Below are 23,484 nucleotides of genomic sequence, written 5' to 3'. Positions count from 1 at the left end.
TCGTGCCTCACTTTCTAGCTTTTGTATCTTAAATGATCAAGTATTGCAATCATTATATTCGCTCTAATCTCATTTTCAAGTAGTTTGTTGCCAACGGCTAGCGTCTGCTTGTTAATAGATGCTAACACTAAATCGGCTTCATTGTCAGTAATTAGATCATTTAACACCAATGTGTTGATAATTGCCTTACCTTCACGTTGGGTTAAACCGTCGCCAATGGCATTAATCAGTGTATCTAAAATATCTATATTATCAAGCAGCTTCACCTTTTCAATGCGGATGTAACCACCGCCACCACGTTTACTTTCGACTACGTATCCATTCTGAATGGTAAACCTAGTCTTAATAACGTAGTTAATTTGCGATGGAACAACATCGAAATGGCTAGCAATATCAGATCTACTTATTTCGACTCTCTCGTCTTCAGCAATCATTTCTTTTAAATACTTCTCAATAATATCTGAAATATTCTTACCCTGCATAATACCACCTCGTTCTTTGACTAATTCTGACTATAATTATACGGACTTATATTTAAAATGCAAAGATTTTTAACGAAAAACAAAAAAAAGAGAAAACAAATTAATGTTTTCTCTTTTGGTTATATTATCGGGAAGACAGGATTCGAACCTGCGACCCCCTGGTCCCAAACCAGGTGCTCTACCAAGCTGAGCTACTTCCCGAAAATAAAAAAATGCACCCAGTAGGAGTCGAACCTACAACCTTCTGATTCGTAGTCAGACACTCTATCCAGTTGCGCTATGGGTGCATAATAGTATTAAATTATTGAAATGCCGAGGACCGGGATCGAACCGGTACGGTTATCACTAACCGCAGGATTTTAAGTCCTGTGCGTCTGCCAATTCCGCCACCCCGGCAGAACTATGCAAAAGCGGAAGACGGGATTCGAACCCGCGACCCCCACCATGGCAAGGTGATGTTCTACCACTGAACTACTTCCGCATAATGCCGACTAGATGATTCGAACACCCGACCTCTTCATTACTAGTGAAGCGCTCTAGCCAACTGAGCTAAGTCGGCAGCAATTATGCAAATTGCAAATGCGGGCGAAGGGATTCGAACCCCCACTTCCATAAGGAAACTAGAACCTAAATCTAGCGCGTCTGCCAGTTCCGCCACGCCCGCATGATTGTATTAAAATGTATATGGCATAGAGCCAATGAGCCGTGGCAGGTTCGAACTGCCGACCCTCTGATTAAAAGTCAGATGCTCTACCGGCTGAGCTAACGGCTCATATGGAGGATACAGGGCTCGAACCTGTGACCTCCTGCTTGTAAGGCAGATGCTCTCCCAACTGAGCTAATCCTCCATGAGGTCTTTCAAGTTATCTCTTAACAAGACAACTATTTAATAGTATCATTTCTTTCAAGTGATGTCAACAAGAAATTTTACTTAATTGTTGATATGACTTGCTTCTGAGCCGTTCTCTTTAACTCAACAAAAAATATTATATCTAAATTTTTGCTATCTGTCTACCCCTTTTTTTAAAAAAATAAAAAAGCGACAATCTTTCGATTATCGCTTTACTTATAACTATTCAATTAGTCTTCTTTCTCGATCTTAGTCTTACCACCCATGTATGGTTGTAGTACTTCTGGAATGTTGATTGACCCATCTTCATTTTGGAAGTTTTCTAAGATAGCAGCAACAGTTCTACCAACAGCTAAACCAGAACCGTTTAGAGTATGAACGTATTGTAGCTTACCGTTTTCATCTCTATATTGGATGTGCGCACGACGTGCTTGGAAATCAGTTGTGTTTGAACAACTTGAGATTTCACGGTAACGACCTTGGGCTGGCATCCATACTTCGATGTCATGAGTCATTGCAGCAGTGAAACTCATGTCACTAGTAGTTAATGTAATCACGTGGTAAGGGATACCTAACATCTTCAATAGGTCTTCGGCATGAGCAGTGATGCTTTCTAGTGCATCCCATGATTGTTCAGGCTTAGTGAATTGAACCATTTCTACCTTATTGAATTGGTGTAGACGAATTAGACCTCTAGTATCTCTTCCGGCACTACCTGCTTCTGATCTAAATGCTGGTGATAATGCAGTAAACTTAACTGGTAGTTTGTCTGCATCCATTACTTCATCTCTGTAGTAGTTTACCAATGGTACTTCGGCAGTAGGAATCATTGTTAAATCACTGTCAGCGATTTCGAAACCGGCCTTTGTTTCCTTAAACTTAGGGAATTGACCAGTACCAAACATTGATGCTGAGTTTACCATGTATGGTGGTAATACTTCTTTATAACCGGCCTTAGCATTTTGGTCTAAGTAGAAGTTGTAGATGGCACGTTCTAGTTGTGCACCTGCACCCATGTAGTAGACAAAACGACTACCGGCAACCTTAGCACTTGCTTCAAAGTCTAAGATACCTAGTTTTTCACCTAGGTCCCAGTGATGTTTTGGTTCGAAGTCAAACTTACGAGGTTCACCGTATTTTCTTAGTTCAACGGCACCTTCTTCAGTCAAACTAACTGGAACGTCATCTGCTGGAATATTTGGTAAGTGAGCAGCTAGGTCTTGTTGATCTTGTTCAACCTTTTCAAGTTGTTCATCTAATTCCTTAACTTCCTTACCTACTTGTTGCATTTCAGCGATTGCGTCAGAAGCGTCTTCTTTATTACGCTTTGCTTCAGCAATTTTCTTTGATACATCGTTCTTCTTAGCTTTTAATCCTTCACTTTTTACGATTAGTTCACGACGCTTTTCATCGTAACCTAGTAGTTCATCGATTGTTTCAGCTTTGATATTTCTAGTAGCTAGCTTTTCCTTCACCCAGTCAGCATTTTGACGAATCATTTTCATATCTAACATAGTAAATACCTCCAATTTTGCAAATAAAAAAGAAGACCTCCATCCATTGGGACGAAGGTCTTCTTTTCGCGGTACCACCCAAGTTCTTAGCATATGCTAAACACTCGTTTGGAGATAACGGTCACCTGCCGTGTAGCATTACCTACCCGCTTTTGCGTATGCCGGAATTTCGACTTGCAATTCACACCAACCATTGCATCTCTTTGTTGTCTACTTAAAAACATACCTTGCGTTTATTTGTTGACTCAATAATATTATAAAAAAATGTGATTGGCAACTATTTTAAGTTCAATTCAGCAATTTTTTCGTCAATTTGTTTTAGAACTGCTGCTAAGTCTTCATCGTTTTCGATAAAGTCAAACTTATCACCATCAATTTGCATTTTGGGAGATAAATCATAGTTGTCATACCAGTCGTTGTATCGACTGTTTAAGTCTTGGTAATAGTTGTATAGTTCTGGATCTTTATCCACTTGTTCATAACTTCTACCACGTTTTTTGATTCGTTTTAACATGGTATCGAATGAAATATTGATATGGATTAATAAATCTGGATTCTTTTGGTTCAAGGAACCAGGAATTTCTTCCATCATATTTTCCAGTAATGAGTCGTATATATCAGCTTCAGTTGAAGTCGCACGTTTCATATCAGCATTTAATCTAAATAGTAATGAATCTTCATAGATAGAGCGGTCCATCACACTTAACTTTTCATTGTGGGCCTTTTCAATGTTGTTTAGGCGGGTATTTAAAAAGTAAATTTGCAATAAGAATGCATACTTCTTAGGATCCTTGTAAAACAATGGAAGGATTTCGTTGTCGTCCACTGATTCGTAATACCCAGTTGAATCAAGATGAGCAGATAGGATCTTAGTTAAAGAGGTTTTCCCGGCTCCAATGGTTCCAGCAAGTACTATCATAATAATCTCCTTAATTTGTTTTTCTAATATACTATTCTAATACATTCGACTCGTTTTGAATATGAAGAAATTAATGGCAAATAAAAAGATACCGTTAAAAAGGCATCTTCATTATATTATTTTTCTTAGTCTTTTAAATCAGATGGAGATACATCAACCTCGTCTAGAGGAACTATATGCGTCTTGTGTCTAATCTTGTAACCGATATATAGGATTAATACAAGTGGTACTGAGATGTAAGTAATTCCGATTTGTTCCCAATCCCAGTTAGCAAATGAGTTTACGTTTTGACCACAGATAACTAGGATACATAGAATTAAAGTAATGATTGGTCCCATTGGGAACCAAGTAGCATGGTACTTCAATTCGTCTAGTGAGTGGCCTTGCTTGATGAAGGCTCTTCTGAAACGGTAATGTGATAGTGCAATTCCGACCCATGCGATGAAACCAGTAAGACCGGAAGCAGCAACTAACCATAGGTAAATTTGTGGGCCTTCGATACTTGTGATGAAGGTAAGTAAGGCAATCACAGTAGTTACCGCTAAAGCACCAACTGGAATACCACGACGGTTAGTCTTACCCATTGACTTAGGAGCGAATCCTTGGTGAGCCATTGAGTAAAGCATTCTAGTTGAAGCATACATTCCTGAGTTAGCTGATGAGATAACTGAAGTTAAGATAACAGCGTTCATAACGGAAGCAGCGGCTGCTAAACCAGCACGTTTGAATACGATTGTAAATGGACTGATTGCAACATCGGTAGCACTTGAACCTAATAAATCAGGACTAGTGTAAGGAATAATTGCACCAATTATAAAGATTGCTAGGATGTAGAATAAGATAATTCTCCAGAAAACATCCTTGATAGCACGTGGAACGGCTTCTCTTGGGTTATCTGATTCACCAGCAGTAATACCAACCAATTCAGTTCCTTGGAATGAGAAACCAGCGACAACGAATACCGCTAAGATCATTGGAAGACCACCAACGAATGGTGCTTGCTTGTAAGTGAAGTTAGATAGACCAATGTAGTGGCCACCCATGATACCAAAAATAGTTAAAACACCAACAGCTAAGAAGATAAAGATAGTAATAACCTTAATCAATGACATCCAGAATTCTGTTTCACCGAATGACTTAACTGATAATGCGTTCACACAAAGGATTAATAGCAATGTGATTGCACTGAAAATCCAACCTGGCATGTGTGGTAACCAGAACTTCATTACTAGAGCTGCTGTTGAGATATCAACGGCAACAGTAATGGCCCAGTTGAACCAGTAGTTCCAACCCATGGCAAAACCGAGAGCTGGGTCGACATACTTACCTGCGTAAGCTGCGAATGAGCCAGAGATAGGTGTGTTGGTTGCCATTTCACCTAAACTGGTCATTAAAAAGTAAACCATTAGTCCCATTAATAAGTAAGCAACTAATGCTCCACCAGGTCCAGCTTGACTAATAACTGAACCAGAGGCTACGAATAGACCGGTACCGATTGAACCACCTAAGGCAATCATAGAAACGTGTCTAGTCTTTAGACCTCTCTTTACGTGATTATTTGAGTTTTCACTCATGATGTATTTCACCCTCTATAAAAATTTCTAAGAGGTGCCGATAATAACTAAAAAAGTCTCTTCCTGTAAACAAGAAGAGACCATAATAATTTCTTTTAATTATTGATCACAAAGCACTCCGTGGAATTAACCACGACAGTCTCTAGCCTGTTAAGCTAGAACCCAACGGACTCGACTCATAAAGGAACCGGTCGTTTCGGCAGGCATCCCCTTTCACCCTCAATCATAGTCGCTTTATCGACTCATGATGGCTACTAATGTCAGCTGCGCCTCTTCTTAGATTTCTAGAATATTATATATTAATGTGGACTTGATTACAATACTATTTTATTTTCATTCCGAAAACCAGGTTGTCATCGTATTCATCCACCTGTGCAAAACCTAAACTGTGTAAAACTTTTTGTGAAGGCAAATTACGGGCTTCGACCGTTGCTTCAACTACCTTTACAGGATTCTTTAGGTCATCTAAGACATGCCCTAATGCATATGTCATGTACCCACGCTTTTGATAACTAGTGTTAATAAAGTATCCTAATTCGATATTTTCGTAATCTGGTTCGAAGTTATCCCCAATTTCAGGAAAAATATTAATAATCCCGATTAGTTTTCCACCGTTGATAAGTCGAATTGCATAGGTTTTATTGGTATCATTTTCGGATTCAAACAACATGTGTGCCTTCTTTTCGTCGTTAACTGGCTCAAAACCGGTCTTTTTAGCTAGTTGTTCATCGCGCATCATTTCATAATAGTCAGCAAAGTCATCTGTGCGTAACTCAGTGACCGCCACTTCTTTTTCGGGTGAATTTTTCTTTTTATCCACAATCATTATCTCCTTGCGTTAAAATATATGTAAAACAAATTGAGAGGTGCTTACATGAGAATCATCAGAGAATCGATTCGTCAAAACTCAAACGCTTTTCTTCAAGGATATCTTAAATCAGCAGATGTGCAAACTAATCAATACAAATATCCTGCTGTAATTGTTGTTCCTGGTGGATCATACACCCACATTTCACTCCACCAGGCCGAAAGCTTCGCGTTAAACTTCAGTGCCAACGGTTACCAAAGTTTTTATCTAAGATACACATTTGAACAAGAAGCAATACCACTAATGCCTAATCCACTCCAGGAGTTATCCAACAGCATCAAATACATTAGAGAACATGCCAACGAATTTAATATTGATGAAAACCGCATCGTGATTGCCGGTTTCTCCATCGGTGGTCATATCTGTAGTCTCTACAACGACTTTTACCATACCGATTGGATGCAAAAATTAGCAGGTGTGGATAACGAGGATATTTTAAAACCAAACGCGGTTATCCTAAGCTACCCTGTGACTAACTTAACGTGTGGTTTCCCAAAAGATAAGGAAAGCATCCTAAACTGGGTATCAGATGAACAACAAATCAAGGCCGACGAACACGTCTCCGCTAAGAACATGCCAACCTTTATCTGGCATACCGCAGACGATCCATTTGTACCTGTGGAAAATGCCCTTAAGTATTCCATCAATCTAAACGAATACAATGTGGATAATGAACTACACATCTTCCACCATGGTCCTCATGGAATGGGCCTTGCTAATAACATTACATCTTGGAATGATGATTCCAATAATGCTCGCGTTGCCAAGTGGTTTGACCTAGCTATCACCTGGTTAGACGAACTTTGGGCAAAATAAAAGAACTGATGAATTTCATCAGTTCTTTTTTATTATAGGTATGAATGTAAAACTGGACGCCAGTTTTGTTTTAATCTTGGTGCATATTTTACATATAACATTTCAGAAATTTGTAACCATGTGTAACCGATAACTACGGCACCAACAGTGTCGGTTGGGTAGTGTGCGTTTAGGTAGATTCTAGATACCATTACTAATAGTACAAAGAGAAATGTTAATACATATAGTAATCTTCTGATTAAGTTACTTTGGATTTGTGGAAGAATGACAATCCATACTACCGCAATCACGATGAAAATACCTAAAACGTGTCCACTTGGGAAACTGAATCCGGTATCTGAGGCGCTGTGAAAGATTGGACGATCACGTCTAACAATGTTCTTAACAATGAAGCCAATCACATCAGCACCGGCTAAAGTAAAGATTCCCCATAGTGCTTGTATCTTATACTTAAATCCCCACATAAAGAATGCCAGAACGAAAATCCAGATAATATCCATCTTTGGACTAGCTAAAGTAGTAGCCATGTGCATGACTGTATCTTTAAATCCGCCAGTAGTTTTTTGGATTTGACCGATAAAAATTGAGTCAAGAAATCTAAGATAACCTGAATCAATCATTACCGAAGCAGTAACAAATAATGATAAAACTAACCCACCAAAGAGCTTAACACCGCGGGTATAATCCTTATCGATGATCATAGTGCATCGATCCTCCTAATCACTTTTTAATGCCATTATACCACAGCTAACGGCATTCTTAAGTGGATTTTCTAATTTTAAAACCAGGATTGGTGCAATGAAACTAATAATTGTTATAATATTAAGTAATTTATAATTTTAGGAGGAGCAACAAATGATTGAAACAGTCATTCTAATGATTGTCATCGGTGTCCTTGCGGGTATCGGTGGCGCTGTTCTTGGACTAGGTGGTGGGATCATCGTCACCCCTGTTCTAACCCTCTTCTTCCATTTAGATATTAAATACGCTATCGGGGCCAGTATCGTCGTGGTTATCGCCACTAGTTCTGGATCAACTATCGCTTATCTAAAAGATGAAGTCTTAAACTTACGTGTCGCAATGTTTTTAGAAATTGCCACTACCATTGGTGCATTATCTGGGGCCTTACTTACAGGAATTCTAGAGCCTAAATACCTTTACATACTATTTGGACTATTACTACTATTCTCCGCATTTAACATGGTCAAGAAACTATTGAACAAAAACAAGTCCAATCTAAGCACCAAAGATGATCCATTAGCTGAAAAACTTCGTCTTAACTCAAGTTACTACGATAAATCTGAAAAGAAGCAAATCGACTACAAGGTGGAAAACATCCCCGGTGGTCTATCAGTAATGTTTGGTGCCGGTCTTGCTTCCGGTTTACTTGGAATTGGTTCAGGTGCCTTCAAAGTTATCGCAATGGATACCTTCATGAAGATGCCATTAAAGCCATCAAGTGCTACTAGTAACCTAATGATGGGAGTTACCGCAGCTGCTTCAGCAACTGTCTACTTCTTCAATGGTTCAATCTTGCCACAAGTGGCCGTGCCATTAGCTCTAGGAATCCTAGTCGGTGCTACAATCGGTTCGCGCGTCATGCAAGTTCTTCCTGCTAGATGGATTCGTATTATCTTCGTCCCTATCATGTTCTACATCGCATGTAGCATGTTATACAAAGGATTCTAGGAGGTTAGATCATGAATACACAACAACCAGCAACTAAAGAAGAAATGAATCGTATCGAATTAGTTATCGGAAAGATTCTAAGAGTCGGTGTCATTATCTCAGCTACCATCATGATTATTGGTCTATTATTACTTCTAATTACTGGTAAGTCAGGATATGCTCATGACGCCTTCCCCACTACTTTTAAAGCTATCTTTAGTGGAATTGCATCATTAAAACCATACGCAATTATGATGCTTGGAATCTTCTGTCTAATCCTTACTCCAGTCTTACGAGTAATCGTATCAATCTATTCCTTCTACAAGGAAAAAGATATGCTATACGTTTGGATTACCACATTCGTTTTGATTGTCTTAATTATCAGTTTCTTCTTCGGATAAAACACAAAATAAAAAAGCAACGAGATTATCTCGTTGCTTTTTTTGTTCTCAAATATGTTTTAAATCTTAAGTATAGTTGGTTTAAAAATTCCGCAAACAAAAAACCAGATGCGATTCCACCAGCGATGAAGATAACTTGAATCAGGTTCGACTTAGCTAACGCATAGTTACCAGTCGCTAGACACTTCATAACTTGATAAGCCTGTCCTCCAGGAACCAGTGGAACCAACGCTGGAATGTTAAAGATAATTACCGGCATCTTCTTGTAACGAGACGCAAAAATACTAAGAATCCCAACGGTAAAGGTTCCTAAAATATCTGCGGCTAAGTATCCGCCCATGTGGACATTGACAGCATGAAAGACTAACCAGCCAATCAAGCTAACGATTCCGGCCATGTTCAATGCCTTTCTGGGTAGATTAATTAATAAGCCAAAGCCAATGGTGGCGAAATAAACGCACACACTATATACAATTACGTTTACCAATATCAATCACCCCAAAATCTTAATTGCCATTGCCACACCAAAACCTAATGCGCAAGCGCTCATAATCGCTTCAATTCCTCGAGATGGACCCGATACCAGGTTACCGGATAAGGTATCTCTTACCGCATTGGTAATTGGTACCCCTGGAACCAGTGGCATCAATCCCCCGATGATTAAGTCATCGGCACTCTTTGCAATCCCGGCACGAATTATCAATATCGACATAAAGCCAATACAAATCGCCGCAATGAATTCATTTAAGAAACGAATGTCCGTGTAGTGATCGGTCAAACAATAGATGCACCAACCCATCATCCCAACAAAGCCGGCTGCCCAAAAATCGGTGTAATTACTTCTAAAGACCACTTCCAAAGTGGCACTAACCATAAATGCACCAATCATTTGTAGCCAGAATGGGAATGGTCTAACATTCTTATCCATTCGTTTTAAACGACGATAAAATTCACCAAGTGAGATTTTCTTATCAGCGAACTGACGAGAGTAATCATTAACCGTTGATACCTTCTCCAAATCAAACGTTCTTTTATCGATTGCTGTCACTTGCGAACCCATGTCGGGAGTTGCCGACATGATAATCCCGGTCAAAGTAACGTATGCCCTGGCCTCATTTGCCCCGGCATTTTTGGAAATGCGATCAATGGTATCATTAACTCTGACCATTTCAGATCCGTTTTCAATCATAATCTTTCCAGCAAGTAAACAGGTCTCAACGACTAACTTACTTCTTTGTCTTTCGTTCAACCATCTCACCTCCGTGTTGTCTAATATTTTTCTAATTATAACATTGATTAAGATGATAATAAAAAAGACTGAATTTTTCAATTCAGTCTCTTAATTAATCAGCATTTCTTATAAATACATAGTGAGAAGCCTTGTAGCTTATGTCACTTTCTTGATTATCAGTTAGATTTTGAACCGTTACCGGTCCTTCAAATGGTGAATGCTTAATTACCTTTAGCTTGTCACCAATATCTAATTGAATGTCGCCTAAGTAGGTTAGTAGGTCATGATTATCGATGAAACGATCAACTACAACTGTTTCTCCATCATCGGCATCATTTAATAGGCGATGGCTATCTTCTTTATAATGTCCTGACATGTTTGGAATAACTCCTCCATGTGGACAGTGAGATGGGTGCCCCAATTTTTTGTACATTGCTTCTAGCAATCTACCACTGGTAGAATGTTCCAACACTTCAGCTTCTTTATCAACATCTGGAAGTGGATATCCTAGTTCGTTTACTAAAAAACTTTCCCAAATACGGTGTTTTCTAACTAGGACTTCAGCTAATTTGATTCCGTCGTCAGTTAGTGACACTCCCGCGTATGGTTCGTGTTCAACTAATCCTTCATCTAATAGCTTGTTAACCATTTCAGTAACTGATCCTGGTGCAATGTCCAAACTAATGGCAATCCTCTTGTTGGATACCTTTTCTTTGGTTCCACCTAGCTCAAAAATAATTTTTAAATAGTCCTCTTTTTTTGGGGTCATTTTTATATCCATGTCTCCTAAATTTAAATCTACTAAAGAGTATCTTACAACTTTATATACTATTTTACCATTTTTATTTCTATTTTTCGGGGAAAATTATATAATTAGGGCGAGATATTAAATATTAATATCTACGATACGAAAGTGAGGCGTTTTTATGGGAGAAAAGTTATTCAGTTTCGATGAGCTTAGCGAACAAGCCAAAGTTACTAGTATCAAGTCATTTAGTAAGTTCTATGTTACATGTTATAGAACTCAAAACATGGAGATTTTAAGTCAGGTTCCTGATCAATCCATGTTATGGCAAATCAATCAGGAGGTCTATCGCAACAAGTACGAATCATTACAACATGCTGCCAAAGACACCATTATTTATTGTAGTCATAGCTATGCCAAGTTATTATGTGAATTAGATATGAAATACTTCGCCAATGGTAATAGTGAAATCACTTGGGAAGAGTGGTATGACAGACAATTTGTAGCTGCTCCACATGGAGTATAATTTAAAAGGCCGTTTTTCAAAACAAAAAAGACACTTTGCGTTTTGAAAAGCGTCTTTTTTTATTTGGTTATTAATCAATATCGTTTCTGGAATCGAGATATAAATCTTCCTTCTTGCCACGTTCAACCTCAGCTTGAAGTGTCACGTGTTCGATTCCGTACTTATCGTGTAGTAATTTTGCGACCGGATCATAAATCTTTTCGGCCTCAGAAATTAGCATGTCTTGCATGTTAATGTGTGCTGAGAACACGATGCTGTTTTCATCAACTGACCAGATGTGAACGTGGTGAACACCGGTAATTCCTTCAATATTCATCATGTCCTCTTGAATTGCATAGCAATCCACCATTGGGGAACCTTGCATCAAAATCTTAACGGTCTTTTTGATGATGGGATATGCTTCAGCTGAAATGTATAGTGCCACAATGATGGTGATGATTGGATCGACTAGTACCCAGTCGAATAACTTAATCAAAATACCACCCAAAATCACACCAAGTGAAGCTAACGTATCACTCAATAAATGTAGGTATGTAGCTCGAATGTTTAAGTTATGCTTGGACCCACGACTTAGTAGTAGTGTGGATACCAAATTAGCAACTGTCGAAACCACAGCAACAATTAGCATCAAGTTTCCGTTAATCTGTTCTGGTTTAAATAGTTTTTGCACCCCTTCAACGATTAGTACAACCGAGATAATCACTAGAAATAGTGAATTCAAAAAAGCTGAAATAATTTGAGCTCGCTTGTAACCAAATGTGTTCAATTGATTTTGGGGCCTTTGACTAATTCGGTGTGCATAGTAACTTCCGACTACCGATGCCGAATCTGCGAAATTATGAAAGGCATCTGATAATAGTGACAAACTTCCTGAAAAAACTCCCCCTAAAAACTCAATCAGAGTAATTAATGAGTTTAAGATTGTCACCGTAAAGAACCGACGTTGCGACATGGCGTTAACATCGTTATGTTCATGTTCGTGCATATTGCCACCTCCTCTTCTAATTTTCATTATACCTTTTGTCAGAAAACAAAAAAAGCTGATTTAAAAAAATCAGCTTAGGCAATCAACATTGGTTGTTTAATTACTCTTTCGTATGCGTAGTTCATTACGACGTTTGAAGAATCTGTTGCAGAGATTGGAACTACTCTGCCGGTTTCTACAAATCCAGCTTTCTTGATGACATGTTGCATGCCCAAGTTAAGTGGGTTTGTGTCAATACGAACACTTTGCACGTTGTCCATCTTTTCCACTGCATTGAAGATGCCTTCAAATAACTTTTGAGCTAATCCTCTGCCGTGGTGTTTGTTGGAAACTGCTACGCGGTGAATTGATAGGTAAGGGCCGTCAGTCAACCATTGGCCATCTATATTTTCGTAACTAGTGTCTAGTCCGTCAATCACGGCAGCTGTGCCTAAGATTTCACCATCTTCTTCAAGTACAACAGTCCATCCGTTTACGATGTCGTTCATTAATGATTCTGCATTTGGGTAGCCTGTTTGCCATTGGTTCACACCCTGTTTGGCAAGCAATTCCTTCCCTTCGAAAATAATTTGTTCAATTGCGTTAAAATCTTCGATTTGTGCTCTTCTCATTAACATGATCTAAGCCCCCCTTTTTGTGTTTGATTTAAATATTTTGCATTTTAGCGACTAGAAAATATTACCACCATTCTTCTAAAAAGCAAAGATTTTTTTACAAAAAAATAGGCTTTTATGAAAACTTTCATAAAGCCCATCATGACGCACTTTTAGAACACATTAAAAATTGGCAATTTTAGTCCTCAATCATTCGCCAATTTCCTTCAGCAGCCTTAGAAATTTGGTTCAAGAAATGAAGAACTGAAGCAGCTCTTTTTTCATCATGTTCATTTAAAATGTTAAGTCCCTTTCCAGAAACCATTGGTTCTCCTAGTGAAAAGTTACCATCTTGTAAACTGCCTTCTGAGAAAGCAATCACTGTTTCACCGCTTTCAATTTCAGTGATGATGAAGAACATTGAAAAGTCATCGTCTTCCTTCATGTATGCAGGCATTGCCCAAATGTTGTCGGCAATTTCTTGCATTTCTTGATCCATGAATTTGTAGTACTTGTGGTTGTCTTGTGTTACTGGTGTTTCTAGCACAAACATCATCTTGTTGAAAACGTCTGCACCTAATTGAATGTTATCTTCCATTATTGATTCTCCTGTTGTTTTAGTTTTTCTTTTAATTTAGTGTTTTCGTCACGCAACTTAGCTAGCTCACTTCTAACTTCACCTAGGATTTGCAGTTGTAATTTTTCAACTTCCAAATCATGAGGTAATTGATTTTGGGTTAAGTGGTCTAGCTTAGCGTGGATAATTCTTAGTTCATGTTCTGATTTTAAGTTAACATGAAAATCATTTTCTGAGTGCAAACGGTCACGTTCAGCGGCACGGTTTTGACTCATCATAATGATGGGTGCTTGAATTGCTGAGAAGCAACTCAAGAATAGGTTCAATAGAATGTATGGATATGGATCAAAGTGGACCCCAAACAATGCCAAACCATTGATGACCATCCAAATAATCAAGATGACGATAAAGATGAAGATGAATGTCCAACTACCTCCGAATCTGGCAACAGCATCTGATATCTTTTGCCCAAAAGTTAGGCTTTGTTGCAAGGCCTCATTGACGTCTCTGATTTCATAGTTATCGCTTTGTAGTGCTTTGGTCAACTTACGATTGATCTTTTGACTTTGTTTTAAGTCGGCATTGATTAATGAATCAACGCGAGACATTCGATACTTCAATAGATGGTGAGCACAGATAAAACTGGTGACTTTAGCCCCTGGATAATCGGCCTTAATGGCATTTGAAATCGGTTGGGCCAAGTCGCCTAAGTAGAAACCTTCATCAGAATATAGTTGTGCATCATCGACAATACAATGTACTAATTTGGCTTTTTCAGTCATTGTAATCCTCCTTCACCACAGATTTCATATCCTCTGGTAATTCAATTTCAAAAGTGCGAACTTGATTTGCTAGCTCATCTTCGAACTGCAAGTAATAAGCATGAAGTGCTTGGCGGTCAATCCCTCTATCTAGTGGTCCTTGATATAATTCATCCCCCAATAAAGGATGACCTAGAGATGTCATATGGACTCTAATCTGATGGGTTCTGCCGGTGTGTAATTTCAAACGCACAAGTGTCGAATCACCAAGTTCACTGACCTTCCAGTATTCGGTCTTGGCCTTTTGACCTTCCTCGATGACTTCTCTTCTAAAGTTGTCACCGACACGTCCAATTGGTTTATCAATCATTCCATGGTCATCTAAACCGATGCCGTCAACGACTGCGTAATACATCTTATCAATTTTGTGTTGAGCTACCTGTTGATTAGCTAAACTATTGGCTAAACGATTCTTAGCGACCAAGACAATTCCGGATGTAAAACGATCCAATCGCGTAATTAGATGTGGTCTTAAATCAGTGCTACCTTGTTTTTTTAAATAACCCTTAATGCGGTTAACTAACGTATCGACACGATTGGATGGCCCCGGCACACTGGTTAACCCAGCTGGTTTGTTCACCACTAACCAATTATCGTCTTCGTAGATGACATCGATTTTTTCATCACTAAATGCGACATCGTCATCGCTTGTTTCCGGTGGAAAGATTACTGTCACTTCGTCGCCCAAGGCAAGTTTATAATCCAAGCCAACTGCGTTACCATTCACTAGAATTGTACCAGTTGATTTAACATCATTATACATCCGATGCGAGACGCCATGGGCACCTAAGAACTTCTTGATACCAGCATTTTGTTCATCTTGATTTTGCCATGTAAATTGCACAATAATTTCCTCCGAGTTGTATTAATTACCATGTATGTTATATTAACATACTAGAAAAGCAAACTCATATTATTAATGGAAAGAAGATACATTTTGTATGTTAGATTACAATGAACAAAATAATTGGGAGAATGACTTTGGTCACCGCCAATCACCAATTATGCTATCAACTCATGACAGTCAACATTTTGCTGATTATCTGCCAATTCATGCCAATGAGTTCTACCAATTAAATACTGAAATTGATGACCACACTACCATTCGTTTAACAGGGATGGGCAATGCTACGATCTTTAATCGTGACTTTAAGTTCAAACAAGTGCATTTCCATGCTCCCGCTGAACATATCGTCGACGATAAAGTTAATCCGATTGAAATTCATCTAGTTCATGAAAATGAAATCGGCCAAACCGTAGTGGTGGCATTATTCCCAACTTTAGGTAATGCTAATGCCGAATTACAAGACATCATTAATAACTTTGAAGAAAGCAATCACCACGGTGTGTCATTAAAACTAACCAACTGGATTTCCAGTCTTTCAACTGGTTTCCACTACCAAGGATCACTAACCACCCCACCTTTAACCGAAGGGATTGAATGGTTAGTCATCGACAATTCCAAACTAACGGTGAGTCCAAAACAAGTCGATTGGTTCATCGCTCAATTTGGCAAAAACAATCGTGATTGCCAACCACTAAACGAAAGAAATGTTCAATATTACAACAAATAAAAAGAAGCCGTAGATACGGCTTCTTTTTTTAGATTTCATCAATTTCGTGTAATAACTTTTTGATTTGACCCTTTTGTTCTGCGTTTGGCTTTCCCTCACTAATATTCATGATATCTAATATTTGTTGTCCATCATTAATGACGTCTTCTGTCTTAGAATTCATGTTTTTTAGATAAGCAGTAGTTAAGATGGCTTGAAGATGTTCCATCGCATCCTCGTCGCCGTTCATCGCACGTTTACCCATACGATGAATCAACATCTTAACGTTGCGTAACTTACGCTTATTTTCAACGTGTTGGTTGTAGTAAGGAAGAAATAATGCGACAACGACTGAAGACGCTTCGGCAATTGCTGCAACCCATTCTGCAATTTCTCCACTGTGCATATGTAAACCTCCTTTATTTATTTTTATCTATATTATTTGTTTAAATACTTGAAAACTTGTTGGCCAGCTTGGCGACCAAAGACGACGGTTTCGGCGATTGAGTTTCCACCGATACGATTATTACCATGCAAACCACCGGATGTTTCTCCCGCAGCAAACAAACCGTTAATCACATCATCGTTGTCATCTAGCACTTGGGTGAAGTGGTTAATCTTAATTCCTCCCATGGTGTAGTGAACGGCTGGCGCAATGTGAATTGCCATGTAATCAGGATGAGTTAATTGACGGCTCATTCCGGTGGTACGACCTAAGTCATCCTTGCCACTTTCAACTGCTTGGTTCCACTTAGCGATGGTATCTGCCAATGTCTTTTCGTCGGCACCAATCTTGTCAGCTAGTTCTTCGATAGTATCGCCATGAATAACCATTCCCATGGAGTCATAGAACTTCACTGCTTGAGCGTGGTTAACGACTTCTTCATCTAAGATTAGGTATGCATGCTTAGTGTCTTGTTGGTTGATTGCGTCGGTCACCTTTTGTCTAGTATCCAATTCGTTAATGAAACGTTCACCCTTGGTATTTACCAGGATGGCACCTTCACCACGAATGGCTTCACCAATCAAGAATGCATGATCATTATCTTGTTGAACGGTTGGATGGACTTGAATCTTGTCCATATCTACCAATGCGGCTCCGACGTCGGTGGCTAGTTTCAAACCATCTCCGGTTGCTCCTTCTTGGTTAGTGGTACGGTAATGAGTCAAGTCATCACGGTATTGACCGATTAGTTTCTTGTTGGCACCAAAACCACCAGTAGCTAGAATGACCGCACCGGCCTTGATTGAATGATCGTTGCCATCGGCATCCTTAACTTCAACACCTGAGATGTCGAAACTGTTCTTATCAATATGTTCGACATCAACATTGTTGTAGACTTCGATGCCCATCTTTTCGATGATTTGTAGGAAACTAGTGACTAAATAAGCACCAATTGGAGCTTGTGAACTTGGACGGTGAGTACGCTTAGTATTCATCGCACCGGTAATTGTTAAGTCATCTAGTTTAATATCATGTTGGGCTAACCAATCAACGGTTAATGCAGCATGTTCAGTAAAGTATTTCAATAAATCAACGTTATTTTGTCTACCACCACCGATATATGTATCGTTGTAGAAATCTTGGAAGCTATCTACTACGTGGTGTTGTAATTGAACGGAAGTTTCAGCAGCATTCATTCCAGAAGAAGCCCTCGTTGAGTTACCACCTAACTTGTCCATCTTTTCTAATACGACTGGTTTTAAACCCAGTTCTGCAGCTTGAATTGCACTAATTAATCCTGTGGCACCTGAACCGACGATTGCTACATCGTATTGTTTCTTTATTTCTTTGATGTCATTTGGATGAAAAATATATTTAGCCATAACCAAACCTCCTAATGTCATTATTTTAGTACAAAAAAAGCATTGTCCAAAAGACAATGCTTTAATTAGTTAAAAATTATTTAGTAAAATCGATAACCATTCTACCAACAATCTTACCATTCTTCATTTCGTCGATAACATCGTTGATTTCTGATAGCTTTCTAGTGTGAACGATTGGCTTAACCTTACCTTCAGCACCGAATTGGAAAGTTTCACGTAGGTCTTCTCTAGTACCAACTAGTGAACCTTCAACGTGGATTCCGTTCAATACAGTTTGGGCAATGTTTAGGTCCATGTTACCTTTTGGTAGCGCAACGGCAACTAAGTGACCGTCTGGACGTAAAGCATTAATAGCTTGATCAAAGGCAATTGGGTTAACAGCAGTGATAACTGAAACGTGAGCACCACCGTTAGTTTCTTCCTTAACCTTTTCTGATAGGTTTTCTGAACGGTAGTCAATACCCTTCTTAGCACCTAATTCTTCAGCTTTTTCTAGGTTGTTACCACGAGCAACGGCGATAACATTAGCACCGAATACGTTGTTGGCGAATTGAACACCTAGGTTACCTAAACCACCGGCACCTACCATTTCAACCCATTGACCTGGCTTAGTGTGACCAACTTTTAGTGCCTTGTACATAGTAACACCGGCACAAGTTAATGAAGTAGCTTCGATTGGGTCCAAGCCTTCTGGAACCTTAACAGCGTACTTAGCATCAACAATTACTTGTTCAGCCATGGCACCGTCAACAGTGAAACCAGCATTCTTAACTTCACGACATAATGTTTCTCTACCACTTAGGCAGTATTCACAGTGACCGCATCCCTTGAAGAACCAAGCGATTGATACACGATCACCAATTTTTAGATTATCTACATCATCGGCAACTTGAATAACTTTACCTACACCTTCGTGACCGATAATACGGCCAGCTTGGTCACCAAAGTCTCCGTTGGCAACGTGTAAGTCGGTGTGGCATAAACCACAGTATTCAACTTGAACTAGAGCTTCACCATTTTCAATTGGGCGAAGTTCAACATCTTTAACATCTACATATCCATCTGAGTTGTCTCTTACTACTGCAGCTTTCATTGATAAAATCTCCTTTAATAAATACAATTGATACTGTTTTCACATATAATGTAACACCTTTTCATCCGATAATAAAGCTAAATATAATAAATTTTTAATAACATTTTTATCATTTTACTCTAACATTGTGAAAGATATCACTATTCATAAGGGTTCTATCATTTTCTAAAATTTCTATTCTAATTTATTTTTCTGTGGTAACGCTTGAACAAATGCCATCATCAAAATTAATTCCCCACCGATTAATTCGACAAAGGTTAACTTTAGATGCAGAAACGATACGGATAAAATCGCAGCAGTTAGCGGTTCAAACGAACTTAAGGTTCCGGTCACCGCAGGTTCTAAATAGTTTAGACTAGCGACGTAGAATAAGTAGGCAACCATAGTGCCTACAATTGTAATGAAAATCAATTCAAATATTAATGTTTCGTTTATGTTTACGTGCGGTGTGTCAATTACGACGATTGGTTGAATGGGTAAGCTACCAAGTAACATCGCCAATCCACATACTAACCTTGGATCATACTTATTTAAGAGTTTAATTGGAATCAACGTACAGTTTGCACCCGCGATTACAGCTCCAATTCCAAAGAATAATCCCAACTTAGAGATGGTTAATGATTCAAAGTCCCCTTTTGTCGCTAGTAAATATGTACCAACTGCGGCTAAAATAATTAGAATAACATCTAATCTGATAGGCAATTTTCGCCTCGAAATTGAATAATAGGGGATAATAAAGACAGGGGCAGTGAATTGTAAGACGGTTGCGGTCGCTGCGTTTCCGTACCTAACTGCTGATAGGTAGCAAACTTGTGACATCAACGAACACGGTACTCACCATTCCGAAGTAATCGTTTCTAACGACTATGCTGCCTGCGTCTACGTCAACGCCTCATCTCGTTTCACCGATGGTTTCGAATTTGGCTTTGGTGCCGAAATTGGTATCTCCACTCAAAAACTCCACGCCAGAGGTCCAATGAGACTAGAAGCATTAACATCATATAAATACGTTATTAATGGTAATGGACAGACCAGAAAATAAATAAAAAAGCTTAACCAAAATGGTTAAGCTTTTTCATTTATTTAATGTACTCGAATACTTTCTTTAGTGTTTGGTAATATTCTCTAGATGTATCCCATACTTTTCTTAAAGACTTGTATCCTGACTTACTTGGTTCGTCGCCACCATATTTATAGATTTTTCTAGTCTTCTTTTCGAAGTAGTACTTCATAATGTTGCCACGTAACTTAGATAACTTTTTCAAATCACTTCGTCTGATTTTGTTTAAAATCAATGGTACAACAGTTTTTTGCATTGAAATTACAGTATTACCTTCCATTATTACGGCTTGGCATTTACCACCGAAGTCATTTTCAAAACCATTCTTACCATAAACATAATAATCAGTTGCATTCATTCCAGCAATTAATAATTTTAGCTTGTATGCGAATGTCTTATATCCTGTTGGATATTTATTTGTTTGAACATAGTTATGATAAGTTTTTTCATATTTTTTTACGTTTGGAACATTAACTGAATAATTCTTAGATGGTAGATATTCATATCCTGTAAAATAATTCAAAGAATAATTATAAGCGTATCCTATATGAATTAGAAAATCTTTACTTGACTTTTTAACATGTTTCTTAACGTGCTTCCTAGAGGCATGTGCAGTCACATTACTTGTTTCAACACTAGTTAATGAACTAACAGCTCCCCCTAAAGTAAGCACTACAGCAAATGTGGCAAATACTTTTTTTGCACTGATCATTTTATTATCCCCTTTAATTACTCATCTTTGGTGTACTTAAGCCCTGTACCTAACGCAGCTAATCCTTCTGCACTGGTAATTTTAAATGAATTTCCGTCGTCTGATAGTTTCGCATGAGCTACAGTACCATCGTTAAACTTGAAAGTAATGTCGTTTCCGTCGATAGAGTACGTACTCTTAATGTCTTTTCCATACTTTCTTAATTCGGTTACTGTGTTTCCATCAAACTTCATTGTATCTTTAGAAGTCATAAATCCCGCATTGATAGTGGCAGTATAACTACCGCTTAATTGGTTTGGCACGAAAATGCTCTTACCAACATTGAAAATAATTAGGACGGCAACGATAATTCCACCAACCCATACGCATTGTTGAACTCGATTTAAAGTCTTGAATTTAGCTTTTAGATTATTCATATTTATTCACCCTATTATAATTATTTTACTTTGCGGTAGATGTGATGATCATATTGAACCTTTAAGTGGTTCTTATTAATCTTGGTGATTGTAATCTTAGAATTCTTTGATGATCTGAAGTTACCACCAGCATGTGTATCGTATAGAATGGTAAACTTATTGTGGCCAACCACTTTGTATCTTAAATGGTAGTTGTTCATTGGTGGCATTCCTGCTTCCCATGAAGTAAATGTCTTAGATCTCATATCCAATGTTTCCATTAGGTCAGCACCAAAGTGCTTTGTTACATAACTACCTCTTAGTGCTTTTGGCATACCGTGCTTCCAGACAGCCTTCCTATGTTTCTTGTGGTGCTTTGCTGCATTTGCAGTCACACCTGTTTGGACCATTTGGGTAGAAACAATTGCGCTACCACCCAAAATTGTTGCAACGGAAAGTGTTGCAATAATTTTATTTAATTTCATAATTTATCCCCCTTAGTATTTATGTATATGAAATAAATAAATCACTTATAAATAATACCATTAAAAAGAGAAAAATAAGAAAACACTAAGAATATTAATCTTTTCTTAAGAAAGTAAGACACATATATGCAAAAAGAGCTCAACAGCAAGTGTTGAGCTCTTTTATTTAGGAACTGATTATTCCCATTCAATTGTCGAAGGTGGCTTACTAGTAATATCGTATACTACACGGTTTACCCCTTCTACTTCGTTTGTGATCTTAGTTGAGATTTCTGATAAGACATCCCATGGAATCTTAGCAAAATCAGCAGTCATTCCATCAATGGAATTAACGGCACGGATAGCGATGGTGTAGTCGTAAGTACGACCGTCACCCATCACACCAACACTTCTAAAACCAGGTAGGATGGTGAAGTATTGCCAAATATCCTTATCTAATCCAGCTGCAGCAATTTCGCGACGTAGGATGTAGTCACTATTTCTAACAATTTCTAGCTTGTCTTCAGTAACTTCACCAATAACACGAATACCTAGACCAGGACCTGGGAATGGTTGACGCCATACTAGGTAGTCTGGCATCCCCATTTCTTCACCCAAGCGTCTAGTTTCGTCCTTGAATAATGAACGAACTGGTTCGATTAGTTTAAATTGTAGGTCTTCTGGTAGACCACCAACGTTATGGTGAGACTTGATAGTTTCAGCAGTATTAGTACCACTTTCAATAACGTCAGTGTATAGAGTACCTTGAGCTAAGAAATCAACATCCTTAAGCTTCAAAGCTTCTTCATTGAAGACTTCGATAAATTCATTACCGATAATCTTTCTCTTTTGTTCAGGATCAGTAACACCGGATAACTTGTCTAAGAAACGTTTGCTTGCATCAACTTGGATGATGTTTAGACCAAACTTACCTTCTAGACTATCCATTACTTCCTTCACTTCGTTCTTACGAAGTAGACCGTGGTCAACAAAGATACAAGTTAGTTGATCACCAATCGCCTTGTTCAATAGAACACCGGTAACACTTGAATCTACCCCACCGGATAGACCTAAGATGACCTTCTTATCGCCAACTTCTTCTCTGATTTGCTTGATTTGTAAGTCAATAAAGTCATTCATTGACCAGTTAGCTTCTGCGCCACAAACGTTAAACACGAAGTTCTTTAGGATGTCATTACCGTACTTGGTATTTCTAACTTCCGCATGGAATTGAATTCCATAGAACTTTCTAGCGGTATCTTGCATTGCAGTAATTGGGCAGCCTTCTGCAGTTGCCACATTTTCAAAGCCATCCGGAACCTTACGTACAAGGTCTCCATGACTCATCCAAACTGGTTCTTCCTTAGGCAAATCTTTGAATAGTTCCGCATTATCAGAGGTAATGTCGATGTCAGCGTGACCATATTGTCCATGATCTTCCCCATCAACTTGTCCTCCACCTAGGTTATATGCCATTAGTTGCATACCATAACAAATACCCAGAATTGGAATATTCATTTCAAAAATTTTAGGATCAACAGTTAATGCATCTTCTGCATACACACTGTTAGGACCCCCAGAGAAGATAATCCCTTTAGGGTTAAAAGCCTTGATTTCGTCGATGGTCATATCATGGGGCTTTAATTCAGAATATACACCAAAATCACGAATACGACGGGTGATTAATTGGTTGTATTGACTTCCGAAGTCAAGCACCAAGATTTTATCAAACGATGATAAATCCATTTCAGCCAAACCATTCACTCTCCAATCATTAAATTGTATTTATCATACATAGAAAAATGAATGG

General features: G+C 38.5%; 27 protein-coding genes, 8 tRNA genes, 1 pseudogene and 1 riboswitch. Of the genes and pseudogenes, 6 read left to right on the top strand and 30 right to left on the bottom strand.

Translation table 11 applies throughout. The annotated features are described in order from the left end of the window. Window positions 1-14 precede the first annotated feature (14 nt). The 13 genes from K5Q07_RS02195 to K5Q07_RS02135 form a co-directional block, all read right to left on the bottom strand. Complete coding sequence (locus K5Q07_RS02195) at window positions 15-482, bottom strand: CtsR family transcriptional regulator (RefSeq protein WP_220729373.1); 468 nt, start codon at window positions 480-482, stop codon at window positions 15-17. Between the two features lie 127 nt (window positions 483-609). Beyond that, window positions 610-683: transfer RNA gene (locus K5Q07_RS02190), tRNA-Pro, on the bottom strand. 12 nt (window positions 684-695) lie between these two features. Further along, window positions 696-769, bottom strand: a tRNA-Arg gene (locus K5Q07_RS02185). A 23-nt stretch (window positions 770-792) separates the two neighbouring features. Continuing rightward, window positions 793-878: transfer RNA gene (locus tag K5Q07_RS02180), tRNA-Leu, on the bottom strand. Window positions 879-891: 13 nt separating this feature from the next. Next, window positions 892-963, bottom strand: a tRNA-Gly gene (locus K5Q07_RS02175). Between the two features lie 4 nt (window positions 964-967). Continuing rightward, window positions 968-1,041: transfer RNA gene (locus K5Q07_RS02170), tRNA-Thr, on the bottom strand. Window positions 1,042-1,062: 21 nt separating this feature from the next. After that, window positions 1,063-1,146: transfer RNA gene (locus tag K5Q07_RS02165), tRNA-Leu, on the bottom strand. 35 nt (window positions 1,147-1,181) lie between these two features. Then, window positions 1,182-1,254: transfer RNA gene (locus K5Q07_RS02160), tRNA-Lys, on the bottom strand. Window positions 1,255-1,257: 3 nt separating this feature from the next. Continuing rightward, window positions 1,258-1,330: transfer RNA gene (locus K5Q07_RS02155), tRNA-Val, on the bottom strand. A 232-nt stretch (window positions 1,331-1,562) separates the two neighbouring features. After that, a complete protein-coding gene (serS, locus tag K5Q07_RS02150; protein ID WP_054604912.1) occupies window positions 1,563-2,846 on the bottom strand; it encodes a serine--tRNA ligase in 1,284 nt (427 codons plus the stop codon). Between the two features lie 277 nt (window positions 2,847-3,123). After that, complete coding sequence (locus K5Q07_RS02145) at window positions 3,124-3,765, bottom strand: deoxynucleoside kinase (protein WP_053791941.1); 642 nt, start codon at window positions 3,763-3,765, stop codon at window positions 3,124-3,126. A gap of 125 nt (window positions 3,766-3,890) precedes the next feature. Beyond that, complete coding sequence (locus K5Q07_RS02140; RefSeq protein ID WP_220729372.1) at window positions 3,891-5,339, bottom strand: amino acid permease; 1,449 nt, start codon at window positions 5,337-5,339, stop codon at window positions 3,891-3,893. 103 nt (window positions 5,340-5,442) lie between these two features. Next, window positions 5,443-5,622: riboswitch (Lysine riboswitch) on the bottom strand. Between the two features lie 39 nt (window positions 5,623-5,661). After that, window positions 5,662-6,159 carry a GNAT family N-acetyltransferase gene (locus K5Q07_RS02135; RefSeq protein ID WP_220729371.1) on the bottom strand — a complete coding sequence of 166 codons (498 nt, stop codon included), beginning with the start codon at window positions 6,157-6,159 and terminating at the stop codon, window positions 5,662-5,664. A 54-nt stretch (window positions 6,160-6,213) separates the two neighbouring features. On the opposite strand from K5Q07_RS02135, the gene K5Q07_RS02130 reads away from it, so the two are divergent. Beyond that, window positions 6,214-7,023, top strand: coding sequence for a lp_1002 family arylesterase (locus K5Q07_RS02130; RefSeq protein ID WP_220729370.1), 810 nt, complete (start codon window positions 6,214-6,216; stop codon window positions 7,021-7,023). A gap of 32 nt (window positions 7,024-7,055) precedes the next feature. Here the strand turns inward: K5Q07_RS02130 and K5Q07_RS02125 are convergent, their stop codons facing one another. After that, window positions 7,056-7,724, bottom strand: coding sequence for a phosphatase PAP2 family protein (locus K5Q07_RS02125; RefSeq protein ID WP_054606810.1), 669 nt, complete (start codon window positions 7,722-7,724; stop codon window positions 7,056-7,058). Between the two features lie 154 nt (window positions 7,725-7,878). Between K5Q07_RS02125 and K5Q07_RS02120 the strand changes: the two genes are divergently transcribed. Further along, the gene (locus K5Q07_RS02120; protein ID WP_220729369.1) at window positions 7,879-8,712 is read left to right on the top strand and encodes a sulfite exporter TauE/SafE family protein; all 834 of its coding nucleotides are present in this window, start codon (window positions 7,879-7,881) and stop codon (window positions 8,710-8,712) included. Window positions 8,713-8,723: 11 nt separating this feature from the next. Then, window positions 8,724-9,092 (top strand): DUF1634 domain-containing protein, encoded by a 369-nt coding sequence (locus tag K5Q07_RS02115; RefSeq protein ID WP_220729368.1) that lies wholly within the window; start codon window positions 8,724-8,726, stop codon window positions 9,090-9,092. 25 nt (window positions 9,093-9,117) lie between these two features. Here K5Q07_RS02115 and K5Q07_RS02110 read toward each other — a convergent pair whose 3' ends face one another. The 3 genes from K5Q07_RS02110 to K5Q07_RS02100 all read right to left on the bottom strand — a co-directional run bounded on the left by K5Q07_RS02110 (window position 9,118) and on the right by K5Q07_RS02100 (window position 11,092). Beyond that, window positions 9,118-9,579, bottom strand: coding sequence for a threonine/serine exporter family protein (locus K5Q07_RS02110; protein WP_251067620.1), 462 nt, complete (start codon window positions 9,577-9,579; stop codon window positions 9,118-9,120). A 6-nt stretch (window positions 9,580-9,585) separates the two neighbouring features. Next, on the bottom strand, window positions 9,586-10,350 hold the full coding sequence (locus tag K5Q07_RS02105) for a threonine/serine exporter family protein (RefSeq protein WP_220729367.1): 765 nt from the start codon (window positions 10,348-10,350) through the stop codon (window positions 9,586-9,588). An 85-nt stretch (window positions 10,351-10,435) separates the two neighbouring features. Further along, window positions 10,436-11,092, bottom strand: a complete 657-nt coding sequence (locus K5Q07_RS02100) for a metal-dependent transcriptional regulator (RefSeq protein ID WP_220729366.1) — start codon at window positions 11,090-11,092, stop codon at window positions 10,436-10,438. 157 nt (window positions 11,093-11,249) lie between these two features. Between K5Q07_RS02100 and K5Q07_RS02095 the strand changes: the two genes are divergently transcribed. Beyond that, window positions 11,250-11,594: a hypothetical protein gene (locus K5Q07_RS02095; RefSeq protein WP_220729365.1), complete on the top strand. Its 345-nt coding sequence runs from the start codon at window positions 11,250-11,252 to the stop codon at window positions 11,592-11,594. 70 nt (window positions 11,595-11,664) lie between these two features. On the opposite strand, the gene K5Q07_RS02090 is transcribed toward K5Q07_RS02095, so the two are convergent. From K5Q07_RS02090 to K5Q07_RS02070, 5 genes are all read right to left on the bottom strand, one after another. Beyond that, the gene (locus tag K5Q07_RS02090) at window positions 11,665-12,579 is read right to left on the bottom strand and encodes a cation diffusion facilitator family transporter (protein ID WP_220729364.1); all 915 of its coding nucleotides are present in this window, start codon (window positions 12,577-12,579) and stop codon (window positions 11,665-11,667) included. A 74-nt stretch (window positions 12,580-12,653) separates the two neighbouring features. Then, complete coding sequence (locus K5Q07_RS02085; RefSeq protein ID WP_054606818.1) at window positions 12,654-13,196, bottom strand: GNAT family N-acetyltransferase; 543 nt, start codon at window positions 13,194-13,196, stop codon at window positions 12,654-12,656. Between the two features lie 175 nt (window positions 13,197-13,371). Then, on the bottom strand, window positions 13,372-13,770 hold the full coding sequence (locus K5Q07_RS02080; protein ID WP_220729363.1) for a hypothetical protein: 399 nt from the start codon (window positions 13,768-13,770) through the stop codon (window positions 13,372-13,374). Next, window positions 13,770-14,531 (bottom strand): DUF1003 domain-containing protein, encoded by a 762-nt coding sequence (locus K5Q07_RS02075; protein WP_220729362.1) that lies wholly within the window; start codon window positions 14,529-14,531, stop codon window positions 13,770-13,772. The genes K5Q07_RS02080 and K5Q07_RS02075 overlap by 1 nt, the downstream gene beginning before the upstream one ends. Next, the gene (locus tag K5Q07_RS02070; protein WP_251067618.1) at window positions 14,524-15,414 is read right to left on the bottom strand and encodes an RluA family pseudouridine synthase; all 891 of its coding nucleotides are present in this window, start codon (window positions 15,412-15,414) and stop codon (window positions 14,524-14,526) included. The genes K5Q07_RS02075 and K5Q07_RS02070 overlap by 8 nt, the downstream gene beginning before the upstream one ends. A gap of 97 nt (window positions 15,415-15,511) precedes the next feature. Here K5Q07_RS02070 and K5Q07_RS02065 point away from each other — a divergent pair, with 97 nt between their 5' ends. Beyond that, window positions 15,512-16,144, top strand: a complete 633-nt coding sequence (locus tag K5Q07_RS02065) for a carbonic anhydrase family protein (protein WP_220729361.1) — start codon at window positions 15,512-15,514, stop codon at window positions 16,142-16,144. Window positions 16,145-16,172: 28 nt separating this feature from the next. Here K5Q07_RS02065 and K5Q07_RS02060 read toward each other — a convergent pair whose 3' ends face one another. The 4 genes from K5Q07_RS02060 to K5Q07_RS02045 form a co-directional block, all read right to left on the bottom strand. Next, window positions 16,173-16,529: a hypothetical protein gene (locus K5Q07_RS02060; RefSeq protein WP_054606822.1), complete on the bottom strand. Its 357-nt coding sequence runs from the start codon at window positions 16,527-16,529 to the stop codon at window positions 16,173-16,175. Between the two features lie 32 nt (window positions 16,530-16,561). Beyond that, a complete protein-coding gene (locus tag K5Q07_RS02055; protein ID WP_220729360.1) occupies window positions 16,562-17,950 on the bottom strand; it encodes a flavocytochrome c in 1,389 nt (462 codons plus the stop codon). Window positions 17,951-18,026: 76 nt separating this feature from the next. Continuing rightward, a complete protein-coding gene (gene adhP / locus K5Q07_RS02050; protein ID WP_034535094.1) occupies window positions 18,027-19,043 on the bottom strand; it encodes an alcohol dehydrogenase AdhP in 1,017 nt (338 codons plus the stop codon). Window positions 19,044-19,217: 174 nt separating this feature from the next. Further along, complete coding sequence (locus tag K5Q07_RS02045; RefSeq protein WP_220729359.1) at window positions 19,218-19,862, bottom strand: DMT family transporter; 645 nt, start codon at window positions 19,860-19,862, stop codon at window positions 19,218-19,220. Between K5Q07_RS02045 and proA the strand changes: the two are divergent. Then, window positions 19,861-20,085, top strand: a pseudogene (proA, locus tag K5Q07_RS02040) (glutamate-5-semialdehyde dehydrogenase); the annotation flags it as partial. The gene K5Q07_RS02045 and the pseudogene proA sit on opposite strands and share 2 nt — an antisense overlap. 37 nt (window positions 20,086-20,122) lie before the next feature. On the opposite strand, the gene K5Q07_RS02035 reads toward proA, so the two are convergent. The 4 genes from K5Q07_RS02035 to guaA form a co-directional block, all read right to left on the bottom strand. Next, window positions 20,123-20,815 carry a hypothetical protein gene (locus K5Q07_RS02035; protein WP_220729358.1) on the bottom strand — a complete coding sequence of 231 codons (693 nt, stop codon included), beginning with the start codon at window positions 20,813-20,815 and terminating at the stop codon, window positions 20,123-20,125. A 17-nt stretch (window positions 20,816-20,832) separates the two neighbouring features. Continuing rightward, window positions 20,833-21,231, bottom strand: a complete 399-nt coding sequence (locus tag K5Q07_RS02030; protein ID WP_220729357.1) for a hypothetical protein — start codon at window positions 21,229-21,231, stop codon at window positions 20,833-20,835. A 20-nt stretch (window positions 21,232-21,251) separates the two neighbouring features. Beyond that, the gene (locus tag K5Q07_RS02025; protein ID WP_220729356.1) at window positions 21,252-21,695 is read right to left on the bottom strand and encodes a hypothetical protein; all 444 of its coding nucleotides are present in this window, start codon (window positions 21,693-21,695) and stop codon (window positions 21,252-21,254) included. Window positions 21,696-21,872: 177 nt separating this feature from the next. Further along, window positions 21,873-23,420 carry a glutamine-hydrolyzing GMP synthase gene (gene guaA / locus K5Q07_RS02020; RefSeq protein ID WP_220729430.1) on the bottom strand — a complete coding sequence of 516 codons (1,548 nt, stop codon included), beginning with the start codon at window positions 23,418-23,420 and terminating at the stop codon, window positions 21,873-21,875. Window positions 23,421-23,484 lie beyond the last annotated feature (64 nt).

The sequence above is a fragment of the Apilactobacillus zhangqiuensis genome, assembly GCF_019656215.1.
GTDB lineage: Bacteria > Bacillota > Bacilli > Lactobacillales > Lactobacillaceae > Apilactobacillus > Apilactobacillus zhangqiuensis.
The sequence above is the reverse complement of the archived record's forward strand: the minus strand, read 5'-3'. Positions and strand labels throughout refer to the sequence as shown.

Coding starts and splice junctions, on each gene's coding strand:
- K5Q07_RS02195 (WP_220729373.1), bottom strand. CDS start 482: ATGCAGGGTAAGAATATTTCAGATATTATTGAGAAGTATTTAAAAGAA.
- serS (WP_054604912.1), bottom strand. CDS start 2,846: ATGTTAGATATGAAAATGATTCGTCAAAATGCTGACTGGGTGAAGGAA.
- K5Q07_RS02145 (WP_053791941.1), bottom strand. CDS start 3,765: ATGATAGTACTTGCTGGAACCATTGGAGCCGGGAAAACCTCTTTAACT.
- K5Q07_RS02140 (WP_220729372.1), bottom strand. CDS start 5,339: ATGAGTGAAAACTCAAATAATCACGTAAAGAGAGGTCTAAAGACTAGA.
- K5Q07_RS02130 (WP_220729370.1), top strand. CDS start 6,214: ATGAGAATCATCAGAGAATCGATTCGTCAAAACTCAAACGCTTTTCTT.
- K5Q07_RS02125 (WP_054606810.1), bottom strand. CDS start 7,724: ATGATCATCGATAAGGATTATACCCGCGGTGTTAAGCTCTTTGGTGGG.
- K5Q07_RS02120 (WP_220729369.1), top strand. CDS start 7,879: ATGATTGAAACAGTCATTCTAATGATTGTCATCGGTGTCCTTGCGGGT.
- K5Q07_RS02115 (WP_220729368.1), top strand. CDS start 8,724: ATGAATACACAACAACCAGCAACTAAAGAAGAAATGAATCGTATCGAA.
- K5Q07_RS02100 (WP_220729366.1), bottom strand. CDS start 11,092: ATGACCCCAAAAAAAGAGGACTATTTAAAAATTATTTTTGAGCTAGGT.
- K5Q07_RS02095 (WP_220729365.1), top strand. CDS start 11,250: ATGGGAGAAAAGTTATTCAGTTTCGATGAGCTTAGCGAACAAGCCAAA.
- K5Q07_RS02090 (WP_220729364.1), bottom strand. CDS start 12,579: ATGCACGAACATGAACATAACGATGTTAACGCCATGTCGCAACGTCGG.
- K5Q07_RS02085 (WP_054606818.1), bottom strand. CDS start 13,196: ATGTTAATGAGAAGAGCACAAATCGAAGATTTTAACGCAATTGAACAA.
- K5Q07_RS02080 (WP_220729363.1), bottom strand. CDS start 13,770: ATGGAAGATAACATTCAATTAGGTGCAGACGTTTTCAACAAGATGATG.
- K5Q07_RS02075 (WP_220729362.1), bottom strand. CDS start 14,531: ATGACTGAAAAAGCCAAATTAGTACATTGTATTGTCGATGATGCACAA.
- K5Q07_RS02065 (WP_220729361.1), top strand. CDS start 15,512: ATGTTAGATTACAATGAACAAAATAATTGGGAGAATGACTTTGGTCAC.
- K5Q07_RS02060 (WP_054606822.1), bottom strand. CDS start 16,529: ATGCACAGTGGAGAAATTGCAGAATGGGTTGCAGCAATTGCCGAAGCG.
- K5Q07_RS02055 (WP_220729360.1), bottom strand. CDS start 17,950: ATGGCTAAATATATTTTTCATCCAAATGACATCAAAGAAATAAAGAAA.
- adhP (WP_034535094.1), bottom strand. CDS start 19,043: ATGAAAGCTGCAGTAGTAAGAGACAACTCAGATGGATATGTAGATGTT.
- K5Q07_RS02045 (WP_220729359.1), bottom strand. CDS start 19,862: ATGTCACAAGTTTGCTACCTATCAGCAGTTAGGTACGGAAACGCAGCG.
- K5Q07_RS02035 (WP_220729358.1), bottom strand. CDS start 20,815: ATGATCAGTGCAAAAAAAGTATTTGCCACATTTGCTGTAGTGCTTACT.
- K5Q07_RS02030 (WP_220729357.1), bottom strand. CDS start 21,231: ATGAATAATCTAAAAGCTAAATTCAAGACTTTAAATCGAGTTCAACAA.
- K5Q07_RS02025 (WP_220729356.1), bottom strand. CDS start 21,695: ATGAAATTAAATAAAATTATTGCAACACTTTCCGTTGCAACAATTTTG.
- guaA (WP_220729430.1), bottom strand. CDS start 23,420: ATGGATTTATCATCGTTTGATAAAATCTTGGTGCTTGACTTCGGAAGT.